The following is a 16,703-nucleotide window of genomic DNA, read 5'->3' as shown; positions in this document are numbered from 1 at the left end:
GGTAGGCAGATGAGGGGCAGCGCCGAACTCGACAATTGCCCCCTATGCCGGCCAATCTCAACCTGCCCTACAATTGATGACCGCTCACGCTGCCAGTAGTGATTTCAATTTGATCATTTGCGATCCCAGCGCTTCCGGCGCCGGCTTCGCCCGCTTGCCGATCAGCATTTCGGCCAGCCGGATATCGCGGGCGACCGCGTTGCCGGGACCGATGCCGCTGGCTGCCACCAGCCTGCCGTCTTCGGCGAGATGGAAGAGAATGAAGGCGCCGTCGTCGAGATCTCGGCGCACGGTGCTATGGCCTTCGTCGGAAAGCCCTGCGATCTGCAGGGATAGACCATATTGATCCGACCAGAACCACGGCACCGCCGCATGCGCCTCGCCGGCGCCCAGCATGTTCCTGGCCGCCAGCGCGCCTTGTTCCTGAGCGTTGCGCCAGGCTTCGAGCCGCACCCGGCGGCCGCCATAGACAGCAAGCGGAAACGAGCAGCAATCGCCGGCGGCGAAGATATCGGGATCGCTGCTGCGCAGCTCGGCATCGACAGCGATGCCATTGTCGATCGCCAGCCCCGATTCGGCGGCGAGCCCGGTCACCGGCACGGCGCCGATGCCGATGATGGCGAGATCGGCTGATATCTCCTGTCCGCCGGCAAGCGTCAGGCGAACCTCCTTGCCGTCGTCGGCGATGGACGCAATGCCGTTGCCGCAGAGAATGTCGACGCCCGCGGCGACATGCGCGTCATGGATGATTTCGGCGATCTCGGCCGGTACGCCGCGCATCAGGATGCGCGGCTGCGCCTCGATGACGGTGACCGCGGCGCCGAGCTTGCGCGCCGCTGCGGCAAGTTCGAGACCGATGAAGCCGCCGCCGACAATGGCGATCCGGTTGCCGGCGCTGAGATGCGCGCGAATGGCCAGCGCATCCGCGAAGGTGCGGAGATAGACGCAGCGCGAACCCAATCCCGGCATCGGCAGCTTGCGAGGGGTCGAGCCGGTGGCCAGCAGGAGCTTGTCGTAAGGCAGGACCGAACCGTCCGACAGGCGCACCGTATGCGCCGCACGGTCGATCGCGACGGCCTGAACGGAATGGATGTGCCGGATCGATTTTTCGGCCAGCATCTCGTCGCTGGCGATCGCCTTGATTTCAGGCGCATCGCTGACCATCGCCTCCTTGGACAGAGGCGGGCGCTCGTAAGGCAGATGCGGTTCATCACCGACCAGCGTCACCGACCCTTCATAGCCGAGATCGCGCAGCGCCAATGCTGCCCGACCGCCGCATTCGCCAGCGCCGATGATGACCATTCCTGCCTGCATGGCCATTATCCGATCTGAATGAGGACTTTGCCGGCGTCGACCTTGACCGGATAGGTCTTGAGGTTGACGCAGACCGGCGCGCCCCGGGCAGCACCCGTCTTGTAGCTGAAGCGGCCATTGTGCTTGGGGCATTCGATGATGTCGTCCATCACCAGCCCGTCGGCCAGATGGACCTTTTCATGCGTGCAAAGTCCGTCGGTGGCAAAATAATCATCGTCGGGGCTGCGATAGATGGCGAAGGTGCGGCCGCCATGGTCGAAGCGCATCACATCCTCCTCGTCGACATCGCCGGCGGCACAGGCCTCGACCCAGTCACTCATTCAGTCCTCCCCTAAAAATTGGATAACCGCACGATCACTCCGCCGCGGCGGCGACGGCGTCGTGGAATTCCTCGCGGTATGGTCTGGCGGTCGGCGGCAGTTCACGCTTGAGGAAATAATCCTCGTTGCGCAGCTGGCGCAGGAAGGCCGGGATCATTTCACGGTAGCCGGCCAGGATCGACGGGGTCGGCGCCGGCAGGTCGTGCTTGATCAACGCATGCAGCTTCGGCAATGCGTGATAGGGCACCATCGGGAACATGTGATGCTCGACATGGTAGTTCATGTTCCAGTAGATGAAACGGCTGATCGGGTTCATGTAGACGGTGCGGCTGTTCAGCCGATGATCAGTGACGTTGTCGGCCAGGCCGCCATGCTGCAGCAGCCCGACCATGACGTGATGCCAGGCGCCATAGAGTCTGGGCAGGCCGACCAGCATCAGGGGCAGAAACGAGCCGAAATACAGCGCCAGCGCGATGGTCGCGGCGTAGATTGCCGTCCAGATGCGGGCAACACGGATCGCCTTCGGCTGCTCCTGCTCGGGAATGAAGGTCTTTTCCGCCGCGCTGATGTTGCCGGCGGCGTTGCGCAGCATGTCGCTCATCGCATGCCAGGCGTCGAGCACGCCGACGAAAGCAAGCATGACCCGCAGCAGATCGGGAGGCCGCATGACCGAGATTTCCGGGTCGCGGCCGACGATGATGGTGTCGGTATGGTGGCGCGTGTGGCTCCAGCGCCAGGTCACCGGATTGCGCATGATCATGAAGCAGGCGATCTGATAGACCACGTCATTCATCCACTGCGTCCGGAACGCGGTGCCATGGCCGCATTCGTGCCAGCGTGAATCGGTGGAAGAGCCGTAGAGGACGCCATAGACGAAGAAGAACGGCACGCACCACCAGCTGCCCCAGAACCAGGCGGCGCCGGCGCCACTGACGATCAGGGCGGCGAGCCAGATGATGGTATCGCGGATCGCCGGCGCGTCGGAGCGCTGCATCAGCTCCTTCATCTGCTTGCGCGGGATGTCGGTGTGATACCATTCGGCCGCCGACAGGCCGGTCTCGACGGCGAGCTTGGCGTCGCGGCCGATCAGGCTGTAGTCACGCCGGGACGGCGCAGTGGACATGGTTGCCTCCCTGGGCAAAGGCACTCGCCAGGGCGAATGCCTGATATCCCTTCACTTCGAGGTTTAAAAATAGCGCCAACCCATGATAGACTCAACATTAGAAAGATAGTTTCTATCATTTCCTATCAATCTGATGTAAGAAGGGGCCGAACAACCAATGAGGCGAGCATGGCAAAACGGCCGACCATTACCGACCTGGCGCGCATCTCCGGCGTCAGTGTTGCCACGGTGGACCGCGTGCTCAACAGCCGCCTGCCGGTGCGCGAGGATACGGCGCGCCGCGTCTACGAGGCGGCGACAGAGATCGGCTATCACGCGGCCGGGCTGATCAAGCAGCGGATGCGCCATGAACTGCCGGAGTACCGGCTGGGTTTCCTGCTGCTCAAGGGCAATTACGTCTTCTACAGCGAGTTCGCACGCGAGCTTGAACTCGCCGTGTCGCGATCGCCGCGGTTCCGCGGTGTCGCGACCATCGACTTCGCTGACTCGCTGGCACCGGACGAAATCGTCGAGCGCGCGCGCCAAATTGGCGGCCAAGTGCAGGGCCGTCGCTTTGGTCGGGCCGGATCACCCGACACTGACTGTCGCCGTCGAGGAGATGAAGGCCAAAGGGCTGCCGGTGTTTTCCCTGCTGTCCGACTTCGCCGCCGGTATTCGCGAGGGCTATGTCGGCCTCGACAACCGCAAGGTCGGCCGCACCGCGGCCTGGATGATTTCGAAGGCCGCCAAGCGGCCGGGCAAGGTCGCGCTGTTCGTCGGCAGCCATCGCTTCCATGGCCATGAGCTGCGCGAGATCGGTTTTCGCTCCTTCTTTCGCGAGCAGGCGCCGGAATTCACCTTGCTCGAAACGCTGGTCAATCTGGAAGCCAACCAGATCACGCAGGACACGCTGCTCGAGCTCCTCGGCCGCCACCCCGATCTCGTTGGCTGCTATGTCGCCGGCGGCGGCATGGAGGGCGCGGTCGCCGCGCTCAGGCAAGCAAGGCCGGCCGAAATGCCCGCGATCATCTGCAACGAGATCACTGCCGTATCGCGCTCCGCCCTGGCCGACGGTGTCCTGACGATGGTGATCTCGACGCCACTAGCGGCACTCTGCCGTGAGCTGGTCGACCTGATGGCGCATGCCATCGAGACGGGCGCCGCGAACGCGCCGGGCCAGACCTTCCTGCCGTTCGACATCTATCTGCCCGAGAATATCTAGCCGCTCGACTCTTCGCGGTCGGCCGAAGCGCCTAACACTTCGTCATCCACGGGCGGAGCAGGAGCGAAGCGACGTCGCGGAGACCCGAGGATGACGAACGGATAGGCCCCATCATCCGAAAATCGCGCCTCCGGTTCTGGAATCTCCCTTGACGTCCCGAGGCAAAATGGAATAAATATTTCACCAACAGTGTATTTTGGTTCTTTCGTTCCGGACCATCTGTTTCAAGCGGAGGGTTTGGCGTTCCAGCAAACGGGAAACGTCACCCGGAACAGAACTGGCAATCGGGAGAGATTCCCCGGGGAGATCGGGGATTCCGGGTAGATCGGTGCAGCCGGACACCAACATGTGGAGGAGAAACACAATGAAGAAACTGATTTTGGGCGTCGCTTTCGCGGCGCTGATGAGTTCATCCGCCATGGCCGCCAAGATCGGCGTATCGATGGCCAAATTCGACGACAACTTCCTGACCGTGCTGCGCAACGGCATGATCGCGCAGGCCAAGGGCATGAGCGGCGTCGAGCTGCAGGTCGAGGACGCGCAAAACGACGTCGCCAAGCAGCTCGACCAGATCAAGAACTTCGCCGCCTCGGGCGTCGATGCGATCATCGTCAACCCGGTCGACACCTCGGCCACGCAGGCAATGTCCGACGCCGCGGCCGCTGCCAAGATCCCGCTGGTCTATGTCAACCGCGAGCCGGTCAATGTGAACACGCTGCCGGCCAACCAGGCATTCGTGGCCTCGAACGAGGCCGATTCCGGCACGCTGGAAACCAAGGAAGTTTGCCGCCTGTTCAAGGAAGCCGGCAAGAAGGAAGCCAATGTCTATGTGATCATGGGCGAGCTGTCGAACCAGGCCGCGGTGCAGCGCACCAAGGACATCGACAACGTGATCGCCACGCCGGATTGCAGCTTCATCAAGATCATCGACAAGCAGACGTCGAACTGGAATCGCGACGAGGCCCAGAACCTGATGACCAACTGGCTGTCGACCGGCAAGAAGTTCGACGGCGTCATCGCCAACAATGACGAAAGCGCCATCGGCGCCATCCAGGCGATGAAGGCCGCCAACATCGACATGAAAACCGTTATCGTCGGCGGCGTCGACGCCACCCAGGACGCGCTTGTGGCGATGAAGGCGGGCGACCTTGCCGTAACCGTGTTCCAGGATGCGGCAGGCCAGGGCGCGGGCGCGCTGGACGCAGCGCTGAAGCTGGCCAAGGGCGAGAAGGTCGAACACAAGGTCTACGTCCCCTTCCAACTGGTGACGCCGGCCAACATCGACAAGTTTATGAAGAAGAACTGAGCAGCGGAACGCTTCATACGGAGCGGCGCTCAAGCAAGAGCGCCGCTCCCCTTCCCTCAGCGCCGGCAAGGCTGCGAGGGGCGACCGCGGCTGACGGAGGATAGAAGATTTGGCACAGACATCTCACGGCGTCGGCGGGGTCGGCTATGACGCGAAGAAACGCACATGGCCTGCCGAAATCAACGTCTTCCTGGCGCTTGTCATCCTCGTCATCGCCTTCGAACTGATCGGCAGGATCTTTCTCGGCGACAGCTTCCTGTTCAACACCCGCAGCGACGTCAGCGCGATCTTCAACGAGGCGCGCCTGCAGATCATCATCCTGCAGGTGTCGATCGTCGGCATCATCGCCATCGGCGTCACGCAAGTGATCATCACCGGCGGCATCGACCTGTCCTCGGGTTCGATCGTCGGCGCGACCGCGATGATCGCCATGAGTTTTGCCCAGGTGGCGACCGTCAACGGCAATCCCAACCCCAAGGCGATGTTCCTTGCGCAGGGCTGGACCGACCTGCCTGTCGTCGTGCCGCTGCTGGTGGCCATCGGCTGCGGCCTGCTCGCCGGACTGGTCAACGGCGCCTTGATCGCCTACACGCGCATCCCGCCGTTCATCGCCACGCTCGGCATGATGGTGACCGCGCGCGGCATCGCCAAATGGTGGTCCAAGGGCCAGCCGATCTCGTTTCCAACCGACAGTTTCGCGGCGATCGGCAAGGGCCTGATGCCCGTGATCATCTTCCTGTCGCTGGCGGTGCTGTTCCAGCTGATCATGACCTACACACGCTACGGCAAGCACTGTTACGCGATCGGCTCCAACGAAGACGCCGCGCGCATGTCCGGCATCAAGATCGCCAACCACAAGATCCTGGTCTATGTCATCGCCGGCGTGCTCGCCGCGCTCGCCGCCGTGGTGCTGAGTTCCAAGAACCTCACCGCGCAGTCGGGCATGGGCGTGATGTACGAACTCGACGCCATCGCCATGGCGGTCATCGGCGGCGTCTCGCTGTCGGGCGGCCGCGGCTCGATCATCGGCACCGTGATCGGCTCGCTGATCTTCGGCGTCATCATCTCCGGTTTCACCTTCCTGCGCCTCGACGCCTACTACCAGGAGATGGTCAAGGGCGTGATCATCGTCGGCGCTGTCGTTCTCGACCAGTGGCGTCAACGCATGCGGGCATTGAGGGCTTGATCATGGCAGACATCGTCCTGAAGACCGAAAACCTGACCAAGCGCTATGGCGGCGTGCATGCGCTGGAAGGCGCGAATTTCGAGCTGCGCAAGGGCGAGCATGTCGCCATCATGGGCGACAACGGCGCCGGCAAGTCGACCTTCGTGCGCCAGATCACCGCCGTCGAGCAGCGCACCAGCGGCAAGATATGGTTCGACGGCAAGGAAGTGAACTTCACCGGGCCGATCGAGGCGCGCGAGGCCGGCATCGAGACCGTGTTCCAGAACCTGGCGCTGGCCGACGATCTCGACGTGCCGTCGAACCTGTTCCTCGGCCGCGAGAAGGTGCTGTTCAACCTCGGCCCATTCTCGATCCTGGACCGCAAGTACATGCGCAAGGCGACCGAGGCGGCGCTGATCCGCACAGCGGTGAAGATCCCCAACCTGTCCAACACCATCCGCCACATGTCGGGCGGCCAGCGCCAGTGCGTGGCGATTGCCCGGACCGCAACCTTCGCCTCCAAGTTGATCATCATGGACGAGCCGACGGCAGCCCTCGGCGTGCAGGAGACGGCACAGGTCGAAAACATCATCCGCACGCTGAAGGACAATGGCGAGCCGCTGATCCTGATCAGCCACAACATGCGCCAGGTGTTCGACCTTTGCGACCGCATCGTCGTCTTCCGGCGCGGCCGCATCGTCGCCAACCTGCGCAAGCAGGACACCGACGGAAACGATATCGTCTCCTACATCACCGGCGCCAAGACCGGGGAGGCGGAACTCGCGGCCTAGGCCGGGCGCGGAGGCGGTGGTCGCCGCCTCCCTGTCGATCTTGTCTTGACCGGAAAATCACCCGCGCCCATGACCGGCGCCCCGCTTCGAACCATCCCTAGAGGAAATATCCATGGTACTCCGCTTCGCCCTCCTCGGTGCCGGCCGCATCGGCAAGGTCCACGCCCGCGCCGTCGGCTCCAATCCGCAGGCCAAACTGGTTGCCGTCGCCGACGCCTTCGAGAAGGCGGCGACCGAGCTGGCGACGGCCTATGGCGCCGAAGTGAGGACCATCGACGCCATCGAGAAATCCAAGGACATCGACGCCGTCGTCATCTGCACGCCGACCGACACCCATGCCGATCTGATCGAACGCTTCGCCAAGGCCGGCAAGGCGATCTTCTGCGAGAAGCCGATCGATCTCGACGTCAAGCGTGTCGAGAAGTGCCTGGCCGTGGTCGAGAAAACCAAGGCCACGCTGATGGTCGGCTTCAACCGGCGCTTCGATCCGCATTTCGCCGCCGTGCGCAAGGCGATCGACGACGGTGCCATCGGCACCGTCGAAATGGTGACCATCACCTCGCGCGATCCCGGCGCGCCGCCGATCGACTACATCAAGCGCTCGGGCGGCATTTTTCGCGACATGACCATCCATGATTTCGACATGGCGCGCTTCCTGCTCGGCGAGGAGCCGGTGGCGGTCAGCGCGCATGCCTCGGTGCTGGTCGACAAGAAGATCGGTGCTGCCGGCGATTTCGACAGCGTCAGCGTCATCCTCGAAACCGCTTCGGGCAAGCAGGCCATCATCTCCAACTCGCGCCGCGCCACCTATGGCTACGACCAGCGCATCGAGGTGCATGGCTCGAAGGGCATGATCGCGGCTGAGAACCAGCGGCCGGTGTCGATCGAGCTGGCCAACGAGAAGGGCTATACGCGCCCGCCGCTGCATGACTTCTTCATGACCCGCTACCTCGACGCCTATGCCAACGAGATCGCTGCCTTCATCACAGCCGCGACATCAGGCAAGAAGGCGGCGCCAAGCGGCGCCGACGGCCTCGTGGCGCTGAAGCTGGCCGATGCGGCGCTGAAGTCGGCGACGTCAGGCAAGACCGTCCGTCTCGACAAGTAAAACCCAGGCACAGGAGCAGAGCGATGAGCGCATCAGCCGATCGCAATCGTGAAACGCGCGCCATCGTCACCGGCGGCGCGCAAGGCATCGGCTTCGCCGTCGCCGAGGCGCTGGCCGACGAGGGCTGCCGGGCGCTGGCGCTCATCGGCCGCTCGCAGGAGAAGGGCGACAAGGCTGTCGCCCATTTCAAGAAATTGGGCGTCGACGCCATCTTCATCAGCGCCGACGTCTCGAAGGTGGCCGACTGCAAGCGTGCGGTCGCTACCGCGATCTCGCATTTCGGCACCATCAACGCGCTGGTCAATGCCGCCGCCACATCGGCGCGCGGTTCGCTGGTCGAAACGAGCGAAGAGCTTTTCGACACTATTTTCGACACCAACGTGCGCGGGCCGTTTTTCCTGATGCAGGGCGTGGTCGCGCATTTGCTCGATAACAAGGCGCCAGGCTCGATCGTCAATGTGCTGTCGATGTCGGCACATGCCGGCCAGTCGTTCCTGACGCCCTATTCGACCAGCAAGGGCGCGTTGATGACGCTGACCAAGAATGTCGCCAGCTCCTATCGAAAGAATCGCATCCGCTGCAACGCGGTGCTGCCCGGCTGGATGGACACCGAGGGCGAGGCGATCGTGCAGAAGAATTGGCATGACGCGCCCGACGACTGGCTGGAGAAGGCCGAAGCCGCGCAGCCGATGGGCCAGTTGGTCAAACCGGCGCAACTCGCTCGGCTGATCACCTACATGATCAGCCCGCAAGCCGGCGTCATGACCGGGTCGCTGGTCGACTACGACCAGAACATCGCCGGAGTGGTCGGCGAGTAGTCTCAACCGAGTAGCCTCATGTCCAGAAGCAGTTCGGCCATGCAGTGGCCGAGCTGACCCGAATATCAGCGCCGGCGTGATCGGCTCACCTCACCAAGACATCCGGGCTGAAGGGCCCTCCCCTGTTGCCGCCGCATCGCCATTCCCATATAGTCAAGATGGTCAGAATGGTCATGGAGGTCGCGATGCTATCTGCGCCCAAAGAGGGTACCAACTGGACGGTCGCTGGGGCAAAGGCTCGGCTCTCGGAGGTTATCGAGCGCGCGCAGTCTTCGCCGCAGACGATCACCAGAAACGGAAAACCAAGCGTGGTTGTCGTCTCGGCCGAGGAATGGCAGCGGAAGACCGCGCGCAAGGGTACGCTTGCGGAGTTCCTGCTGGAGTCGCCGCTGCGCGGCGCCGATCTCGACCTTGAGCGTCAGCGCGACGAGCCGCGTGATCTGCCGCTGTGAGGCTACTGCTCGATACGAATGTCCTGTCCGAGGTGACAAGGCCGGCGCCGGACGCACGCGTTCTGGACTGGCTGGACGGGCTCGATGAGGACCGCTCATTCATCAGCGTCGTGTCGATCGCCGAGATCCGGCGCGGCGTCGCCCTCATGGATGAGGGCCGGAAACGCGAGGCACTGGCCGAATGGCTCGCTCGGGACCTGCCGCAACGCTTCGAGCAGAGGGTTCTTCCGGTGGACGAACCGGTTGCCTTCGCCTGGGGCGACCTGATGGGCCTTGCGAAGCGTCGCGGTCGCGGTCTGTCGTCGATGGACGGCCTGATCGCAGCCACGGCGATTGCGCAGGAGCTCACCTTGGCAACGCGTAACAAGAAGGATTTCGAAGGCTTTGGAATTGAACTCTTCGATCCCTGGACTGCATGAACCGCTCTGCGCTACACGTTGGGCCCGACCCTTTGCTACGTCAGTAGCCTCATCAGACGCGTGACAAGCGCCTCCGCTTCGACTATATGAGCCTCATGATCAACCTGACCGCCACGTATTGGTACTTTAGGAGCTCGCTGGCGGCGGGAGGATTGCGCTCGATCTGAAGATTGCAGCAACGAAATCCGAACAGCCGCCAGACCTGGCGGCTTTTTTGTTTCAGCCGGCAGGTCTCCCAATCAGGAGCAGAAAGCCGTGTTGACCACCACAGATGATCTTCGGGTCAAGGAAATCAGGGAATTGAGTACGCCGGACCAGGTGATGCGGGAGATCCCGCGCACGCTGACGGCGACGCGCACCGTGACCGGGTCACGCAACGCGATCCACGCCATCTTGACCGGCACCGACGATCGGCTGCTCGTCATCGTCGGCCCGTGTTCGATCCACGACCCGGTCGCCGCCGTGGACTATGCCAGCCGTCTGGCGGCGCTACGCGAGAGCCTGGCGGACCGGCTGGAGATCGTGATGCGGGTCTATTTCGAGAAGCCGCGCACGACGGTCGGCTGGAAGGGCCTGATCAACGATCCCGACCTCGACGGCAGCTTCAACATCGACAAGGGGCTGAGGATGGCGCGCAACGTGCTTTCGGCCGTCAACAATCTCGGCCTGCCTGCGGCGACAGAATTCCTCGATATGACCACGCCGCAATACATTGCCGACCTCGTCGCCTGGGGCGCCATCGGCGCGCGCACGACCGAGAGCCAGATACACCGCGAACTCGCATCGGGTCTCTCCTGCCCGGTTGGTTTCAAGAACGGCACCGACGGCAATCTGCGGATCGCCGCCGAGGCGGTGAAATCCGCCGCCCAGCCGCATCATTTCATGGCGGTGACCAAGGGCGGTCGCAGCGGCATCGCGACGACCACCGGCAACGAAGACTGCCACGTCATCCTGCGCGGCGGTGTTGCGCCCAATTATGACGCGACGAACGTCGAGGCTGCCTCGACGGAACTCGCCCGCATCGGCGTGGCGCCCAGGCTGATGATCGATGTCAGCCATGCCAACTCAGGCAAGAAGCCCGAGAACCAGCCCAAGGTGGCGGCCGATGTAGCAGGCCAGGTCGCGGCGGGCGACGAGCGCATCATCGGCGTCATGATCGAGAGCAATCTCGTCGCCGGTCGCCAGGACGTGGTGCCCGGCAAGCCGCTGGTCTACGGCCAGAGCATCACCGATGGCTGCATCGACTGGGCGACCACCGAGACTGTGCTGCACGGCCTTGCCGGCGCCGTCGAATGGCGCCGCTCGGTGCGCCGCGCCATGATCGACAGCCGGCAGGGAGCCGCTTGAGGGCAAATCGCACGGGCCCCAACCCTACGAATACCCCCACCCTTAATCCCTCCCCACAAGGGCAGGGCTATCGCATATGAGTAAAGAGCTGGAAGAAGAAGTCTTTGTTCCATCTGGCTCTGCGCATTTTGCTTGCGATGGGTTTGTCGAGAGGATGGGCTTGCAAGATGTTTTGCGCGAGGCGTCTGATGACGGCGAGGTTTTGCGGGGCGTTGTCCTTGCGGGAGCGAGCGTCGTCCTCATGGAAGACGACGTCGAGGCTCCAATGCAACTGGTTCTCGATTGTCCAATGTGCTCTGAGCGTCTCGGCCAGTCTTTTAGGGGTAAGCACTTTGGAGAGCGCGACATAGCGCACGGAGGTACTGGATTTGCCGCCTGCCACGCTGCGAGAGGCCTCAATGCGTCCGATCGCCTTGAGGCCGGGAAAGCCCGGCAGGTCGAGCAGCCGCTTGAGCGGCAGGACCGAAGCCCTTCGCGTCTCGGTGCGGCCATGCGCGCTGTCGCTGGTCTCAAAGAACGCGATCTCGCCGGCTTGGGCGAAGCTTCGTTCGGCCGCGGCAAACAGCTTGGGACGATTGGGCTTCAGCCCCAGCGCATAATGCGCCTTCTTGCCGATCAGCGCCTTGGCGGTGTCGGGGCGGCAGTGCAGCGCATCGGCCGTCACTGTACAGCCCTTCAAATCCAAGCTCTTCAGAAGATCCAGCGTGGCTTTGACCTCGTCGCCCTCAGGCGCGCGGGCAGCGGCAATCGACAGCCTCGTCTCGGCGTCCCACACGCTCACCACCAAAGGTGGCATGAAAGCCCGCCCCTTCGCATAGCCGCGCCGCAACGCCTTGCCGTCGACTGCCACCACGCCGCGTGGCGGCGAAAGTCCGAGCGTTTGGCGCAGCGCCGCCATGAAGCCGGCAAAGCTGCGCGCAAGCTCATCGGCATCGAGAAGTCGAAACACCCGGCTGAACGTGTCGTGGCTCGGACAGCCATGCTCCAGCACCACGATCTCTTTCAGCTCTTCTTCCTGACCCTCGACGAAATCGGCAATATCCACGCAGCTTTTGGCGCCGCACAACGTCGCAGCCAAGGCCAAAAACAGAAGCTCCGCCAGATCATGACGCGCGTTGACGTCACGCGGGTCTTGTACTTCCCGCAAAATCGAAAGCAGCAATGGCATTGGGCCTCTCCTTCAAAGACAAAGCCCCTAAAGAATCAACCTTTCCACAGTCCGCAAGACCTACTTTTACTCAAATGCGATTCCCCTGCCCACAAGGGGGAGGGAGACTTGGTAGGCGTTGACCTCCGCAACTCGCCGACGTTTCGACCCCAAAGAACGGGTAGCGTGCGGCGGCATTCCCTCCCCCTTGTGGGCAGGGGAATCGCACATGAGTAGATCGGGTCACTTGCGTGGTGGAGAGAAATTGATTCTGACGGACCTCTTGAAGACAGGAGGTCATGATGGTGTTTGTGGATATATTCGACGAGGTTCCGGACCCTCGAGACTTCACGGCCCAGCACGAATTGCCAGAGATTTTGTTCGTGGCGCTGGCGGCGGTGCTTTGCGGAGCGACGCACTGCACGGAGATGGTGCTGTTTGCCAAGTCGCGGCTCGATCTGTTGCGGCAGTTCATCCCCCTCAAGCACGGCGTGCCCAGCCACGACACCTTCAGCCGGGTGCTGGCCGCACTCGATCCGGTGGCCTTCAACGCCGCCTTCATGCGCTTCATGGCCGCCTTCGGCACACAGGCGCACATCGATGTGCCGAAAGGCCAAGTCGCCGTCGACGGCAAGAGCCTCAGGCGCGCCTACGCCAAGGGCTGCGCCCACATGCCGCCGCTGGTGGTTACAGTCTTTGCCTGCGACACCTTCATGAGCCTGGCTCAGGTCGTGGCACACAAGGGTGGCGAGGTCGAGGCTGCGATCGAGGCGCTCAAGCTGTTGTCGCTCAAGGGGTTGACCGTCACCGGCGATGCCTTGCACTGCCATCGCCGCATGACCAAGACCATCCGCGAAGGTGGCGGCAACTATGTGCTGGCCATCAAGGGCAACCAGTCGAAACTGGCAGTACAGGCCAATGCCGCCCTCGACGCGGCAGCTGCGAGCAAAAGAACCAGGTTCCATCAGGTCGACGAGGATGCCCATGGCCGCCACGAGGTGCGCCGTGCTTTCGTCGTCCCCTTCGCCCAGACGCCGGGCCAGAACGCGCTCGTCGACCTTTGCGCCGTCGGCCGTGTCGAAAGCTGGCGCACCGTCGATGGCAAGACCACCCACAAGGTCCGCTGCTATGCGTTGTCGCGCACAATGCCGGCCAAAGAACTGATCGCCTCCGTTCGCCGCCACTGGAGCATAGAGAATGAGCTGCACTGGCAACTCGACGTCCTGCTCTGCGAAGATCGCATCAGGGGTCGCAAGAACAACGCGCCGGCAAACCACGCCATACTTCGGCGCCTTACTCTCAACATCCTTAGAGCCGACCCGGAAAACATCCCGCTCAGCCACAAACGACTCAAAGCACGATGGGCCGATCAAGACCTCATCAGCCTTATCACTCATATGCGATAGCCCTGCCCTTGTGGGGAGGGTTAGGGTGGGGGTCCTCTTCGCAAGAATCTATATGCTACGCTGCCCTCAACCCTTCCCAGGCGGTCAGCACAGAAACCACGACCAGAAGCAGTCCGGCCGCCCGGCCGGCAAATGCCGTCGCCCGGGGATTGGCGACCAGCAGATTGCGGCTGCGCCCCGCTGATATGGCGAGCCCGCCATAGACGGCGAACTGCACGGCGATCGTCATCAATCCCATGATGGCCGCCTGCATCCAGATCGGACCGTAAGCCGGCTTCAAGAATTGCGGATAGACCGCGAAGACAAAGAGATAGGCTTTGGGATTGATCAGGCAGATCACCAGCCCCTGGCGAAACGCCTTCCAGGCGGAGCGGCTGCCGGCAGCCCCATCGTTGCCGACCTTGATCGAACTGCGCATCAGAGTCATGCCGATATAGGCCATGTAGACGGTGCCGGCGAGCAGCAGCGGGTTGTAGAGGATCGGCACGAAATGCATCAGCAGGCCCACGCCGACAGCGCCGTTCAGCGTATGCACCATGCCGCCCAGCATGATGCCGCCGGTGGCGGCAAGCCCTCTGTTGCCGCCACCGGTCAGCGCATTGGCAAGCACGAACAGCATGTCCATGCCGGGCACGACGATGATGCCGAACAGGAGGAGGAAGAACAGCCAGAGATTTTCCGCGTAGCCCATGTCAGTTGCCTGTCACCTCGCCTCGGCTGAGCCACCGAGGAACCTGTTGATTTTCAAGTCGATAGGCAGTCGTATAGGCGAGCCCTACTGACGATGTAGTGTCAGTTGCGATCGGAGCTGGTGAGGAAATGCGCAAGGCGTCACGCCTGTTCGAGATCATCCAGATCGTGCGGCTGGCTAGGCAGCCGGTGACGGCGGCCATGATGGCCGAGCAACTGGAGGTGACGGTGCGCTCCGTCTATCGCGACATTGCCGCACTGCAGGCGATGCGCGTGCCGATCGAGGGCGGGCGTGGCATCGGCTATATATTGCGCCCAGGCTTCGACCTGCCGCCGCTGATGTTTTCGATCGAGGAGATGGAGGCGATCGTTCTGTCGCTCGCGCTGCTGGAGCGGACGGGGGACAGCGAACTCAAGCAGGCGGCAAAACGCGTCAGCGCCAAGATCGCAGGCGCGGTACCGCCGCCCTTGCGCCAGACCTTCGACGCCAATGCATTGCATGCGTGGGGGTTCGCCGCGCCGTCGGCCGGCGCCGTCGACCTGGCGCTGGTGCGCCGCGCCATCCGCGACGAGGAGAAGCTCGACCTTTCCTATCGCGACGAACTTGGCCGCGCCTCCGAGCGCCTCATCCGCCCGATCGCCCTGATCTACTACGCCGAGACCGCCAACATCGTCGCCTGGTGCGAGCTGCGCCAGGCGATCCGCAATTTCCGCAGTGACCGGATCGAGGATTGCCAGGCGACGGGGCTGCGCTTCAAGGGCGAAGGCGATCGCTTGCGGCAGGTCTGGGTAAACGGCTGGGAGACGAACCCGGCCGCTGGCGTCTGATCCATCGCGAAGCGGATATTATCTCACATCGACCCAGCGCTTTTCCGCGAACGACCGCGCCATCGCATGCACGGTGCGCTCGATCTCCAGTCCTTCGGCAAATTCGATGACCCGCGCTGGCTTGCCGGCAAGCCGCGTCAGCAATTCGTGGCATTCGATGATCTTGAGATCGTTGAAGCCTAGGCCATGGCCGGGCGCCGGCAGGAAGGCGTCGTAGGGCTTGTGGTGCGGCGCCATCAGGATGGTGCGATAGCCCTGTTCGGTCGGGCGATCAGCGGTCACATAGAGCTGGATTTCGTTCATCCGCTCCTGATCGAACAGGATCGACCCCCTCGAACCGAAGATCTGGATGGCGATGCGGCCCTTGCGGCCCCAGGCCGAGCGGTTGACCAGCAGCGTGCCGGCGATGCCGTTTTCCAGATGCATCAGCACGCTGGCTATATCGCAGGTCTCGACCGCGCGGCGCCCGCCAGTGGCGAGCTTGCGGTCGGCATAGGGCTTGGCCATGTCGCAGATGACGCTGGCGACGCGGCCGAACAGGGCGGAGACCAGCGACAGCGGATGCACGGCGAAATCGTCGAGCGCGCCATAGCCGGAAGCGGCCTCGTGCTTCCAGAAGAACAGCGCCTCCGGATCGGCCATGAAATCCTCGTCCATCTCGATGCGCAGATGGTTGACCTCGCCGATGATCTTCTCGTCGAGCAGCGCGCCGATATGGCGGATGGCCGGGCTCTGGATGTAGTTGTAGCCGAGGGCGGCGACCCTGCCCGACTTTTTCGCCGCCGCGGCCATGGCTTCGGCCTCGGCGAAGCTCGGCGCCATCGGCTTTTCGCACCACAGATGCTTGCCGGCCTCGAGGATGGCGATGGCCATTTCCGGGTGGAACTGGTTGGGCGTGGTCAGCGAGACGATATCGACGTCCGGATCGTTGACGACGGCACGCCAATCGCCGGACGCCTTGGCAAAGCCGAACTCGCCCGCCTTGCGTCTGGCGAGATCCTCATTGACCTCGCCGAGATGGACGAGCCTTGGCTTGGCCACGTCGGGAAAGACAGCGCCGACGGCACTCCACGCGATGGCGTGACACTTGCCCATGAAACCCGTGCCGATGAGACCGACGCCGACCATTTTCCGTTTCTCCATTGCCTGAAGCGTTGCGTGGATGAATTAATCCATTTTCTCTCGGAATGGAATGTCTGCCTCATTTTTTATGGCGTTCTTGCGCGAGCTCGCTATGATGGGGCAGAGAGGGTACCCATAGATGAGCC

16 protein-coding genes and 1 pseudogene are annotated in these 16,703 nt (G+C 63.0%); 11 read left to right on the top strand and 6 right to left on the bottom strand.

The window, feature by feature from the left end:
- Positions 1-84 precede the first annotated feature (84 nt).
- The 3 genes from BPNPMPFG_RS24435 to BPNPMPFG_RS24425 are packed head-to-tail and all read right to left on the bottom strand — an operon-like array spanning position 85 to position 2,757.
- A complete protein-coding gene (locus tag BPNPMPFG_RS24435) occupies positions 85-1,320 on the bottom strand; it encodes an NAD(P)/FAD-dependent oxidoreductase (RefSeq protein WP_258591192.1) in 1,236 nt (411 codons plus the stop codon).
- Positions 1,320-1,634: a MocE family 2Fe-2S type ferredoxin gene (locus BPNPMPFG_RS24430; RefSeq protein ID WP_258591191.1), complete on the bottom strand. Its 315-nt coding sequence runs from the start codon at positions 1,632-1,634 to the stop codon at positions 1,320-1,322. Before BPNPMPFG_RS24430 ends, BPNPMPFG_RS24435 begins: the two co-directional genes overlap by 1 nt.
- A gap of 34 nt (positions 1,635-1,668) precedes the next feature.
- The gene (locus tag BPNPMPFG_RS24425; RefSeq protein ID WP_258591190.1) at positions 1,669-2,757 is read right to left on the bottom strand and encodes a fatty acid desaturase family protein; all 1,089 of its coding nucleotides are present in this window, start codon (positions 2,755-2,757) and stop codon (positions 1,669-1,671) included.
- Between the two features lie 168 nt (positions 2,758-2,925).
- Between BPNPMPFG_RS24425 and BPNPMPFG_RS24420 the strand changes: the two are divergent.
- The 9 genes and pseudogenes from BPNPMPFG_RS24420 to BPNPMPFG_RS24380 all read left to right on the top strand — a co-directional run bounded on the left by BPNPMPFG_RS24420 (position 2,926) and on the right by BPNPMPFG_RS24380 (position 11,364).
- Positions 2,926-3,958: pseudogene (locus BPNPMPFG_RS24420) on the top strand (LacI family DNA-binding transcriptional regulator).
- Between the two features lie 364 nt (positions 3,959-4,322).
- Entirely contained in the window at positions 4,323-5,264 is a 942-nt protein-coding gene (locus BPNPMPFG_RS24415; protein WP_258591189.1) for a sugar ABC transporter substrate-binding protein, read from the top strand.
- Between the two features lie 109 nt (positions 5,265-5,373).
- A complete protein-coding gene (locus BPNPMPFG_RS24410; protein ID WP_258591188.1) occupies positions 5,374-6,450 on the top strand; it encodes an ABC transporter permease in 1,077 nt (358 codons plus the stop codon).
- 2 nt (positions 6,451-6,452) lie between these two features.
- On the top strand, positions 6,453-7,220 hold the full coding sequence (locus BPNPMPFG_RS24405) for an ATP-binding cassette domain-containing protein (RefSeq protein ID WP_258591187.1): 768 nt from the start codon (positions 6,453-6,455) through the stop codon (positions 7,218-7,220).
- A 112-nt stretch (positions 7,221-7,332) separates the two neighbouring features.
- Positions 7,333-8,328, top strand: coding sequence for an inositol 2-dehydrogenase (iolG, locus tag BPNPMPFG_RS24400; protein ID WP_258591186.1), 996 nt, complete (start codon positions 7,333-7,335; stop codon positions 8,326-8,328).
- 23 nt (positions 8,329-8,351) lie between these two features.
- Positions 8,352-9,146 carry an SDR family oxidoreductase gene (locus tag BPNPMPFG_RS24395; protein WP_258591185.1) on the top strand — a complete coding sequence of 265 codons (795 nt, stop codon included), beginning with the start codon at positions 8,352-8,354 and terminating at the stop codon, positions 9,144-9,146.
- Between the two features lie 167 nt (positions 9,147-9,313).
- Positions 9,314-9,598, top strand: a complete 285-nt coding sequence (locus BPNPMPFG_RS24390; RefSeq protein ID WP_258591184.1) for a type II toxin-antitoxin system Phd/YefM family antitoxin — start codon at positions 9,314-9,316, stop codon at positions 9,596-9,598.
- Complete coding sequence (locus tag BPNPMPFG_RS24385) at positions 9,595-10,017, top strand: type II toxin-antitoxin system VapC family toxin (protein ID WP_258591183.1); 423 nt, start codon at positions 9,595-9,597, stop codon at positions 10,015-10,017. The genes BPNPMPFG_RS24390 and BPNPMPFG_RS24385 overlap by 4 nt, the downstream gene beginning before the upstream one ends.
- Before the next feature lie 255 nt (positions 10,018-10,272).
- Positions 10,273-11,364, top strand: coding sequence for a 3-deoxy-7-phosphoheptulonate synthase (locus BPNPMPFG_RS24380; protein ID WP_319945952.1), 1,092 nt, complete (start codon positions 10,273-10,275; stop codon positions 11,362-11,364).
- A 67-nt stretch (positions 11,365-11,431) separates the two neighbouring features.
- Here the strand turns inward: BPNPMPFG_RS24380 and BPNPMPFG_RS24375 are convergent, their stop codons facing one another.
- Positions 11,432-12,532 (bottom strand): ISAs1 family transposase, encoded by a 1,101-nt coding sequence (locus BPNPMPFG_RS24375; RefSeq protein ID WP_258590528.1) that lies wholly within the window; start codon positions 12,530-12,532, stop codon positions 11,432-11,434.
- 278 nt (positions 12,533-12,810) lie between these two features.
- Here BPNPMPFG_RS24375 and BPNPMPFG_RS24370 point away from each other — a divergent pair, with 278 nt between their 5' ends.
- Complete coding sequence (locus BPNPMPFG_RS24370) at positions 12,811-13,917, top strand: ISAs1 family transposase (protein WP_258590727.1); 1,107 nt, start codon at positions 12,811-12,813, stop codon at positions 13,915-13,917.
- A gap of 55 nt (positions 13,918-13,972) precedes the next feature.
- On the opposite strand, the gene BPNPMPFG_RS24365 is transcribed toward BPNPMPFG_RS24370, so the two are convergent.
- Positions 13,973-14,608 carry a LysE family translocator gene (locus tag BPNPMPFG_RS24365; protein ID WP_258591182.1) on the bottom strand — a complete coding sequence of 212 codons (636 nt, stop codon included), beginning with the start codon at positions 14,606-14,608 and terminating at the stop codon, positions 13,973-13,975.
- A 128-nt stretch (positions 14,609-14,736) separates the two neighbouring features.
- Here BPNPMPFG_RS24365 and BPNPMPFG_RS24360 point away from each other — a divergent pair, with 128 nt between their 5' ends.
- The gene (locus BPNPMPFG_RS24360) at positions 14,737-15,435 is read left to right on the top strand and encodes a helix-turn-helix transcriptional regulator (RefSeq protein ID WP_258591181.1); all 699 of its coding nucleotides are present in this window, start codon (positions 14,737-14,739) and stop codon (positions 15,433-15,435) included.
- 18 nt (positions 15,436-15,453) lie between these two features.
- On the opposite strand, the gene BPNPMPFG_RS24355 is transcribed toward BPNPMPFG_RS24360, so the two are convergent.
- Positions 15,454-16,563 carry a Gfo/Idh/MocA family protein gene (locus BPNPMPFG_RS24355; protein ID WP_258591180.1) on the bottom strand — a complete coding sequence of 370 codons (1,110 nt, stop codon included), beginning with the start codon at positions 16,561-16,563 and terminating at the stop codon, positions 15,454-15,456.
- Between the last annotated feature and the right edge of the window lie 140 nt (positions 16,564-16,703).

Origin of the sequence: Mesorhizobium sp. AR07 (genome assembly GCF_024746815.1) — a bacterium.
Lineage (GTDB): Bacteria > Pseudomonadota > Alphaproteobacteria > Rhizobiales > Rhizobiaceae > Mesorhizobium.
The sequence above is the reverse complement of the archived record's forward strand: the minus strand, read 5'-3'. Positions and strand labels throughout refer to the sequence as shown.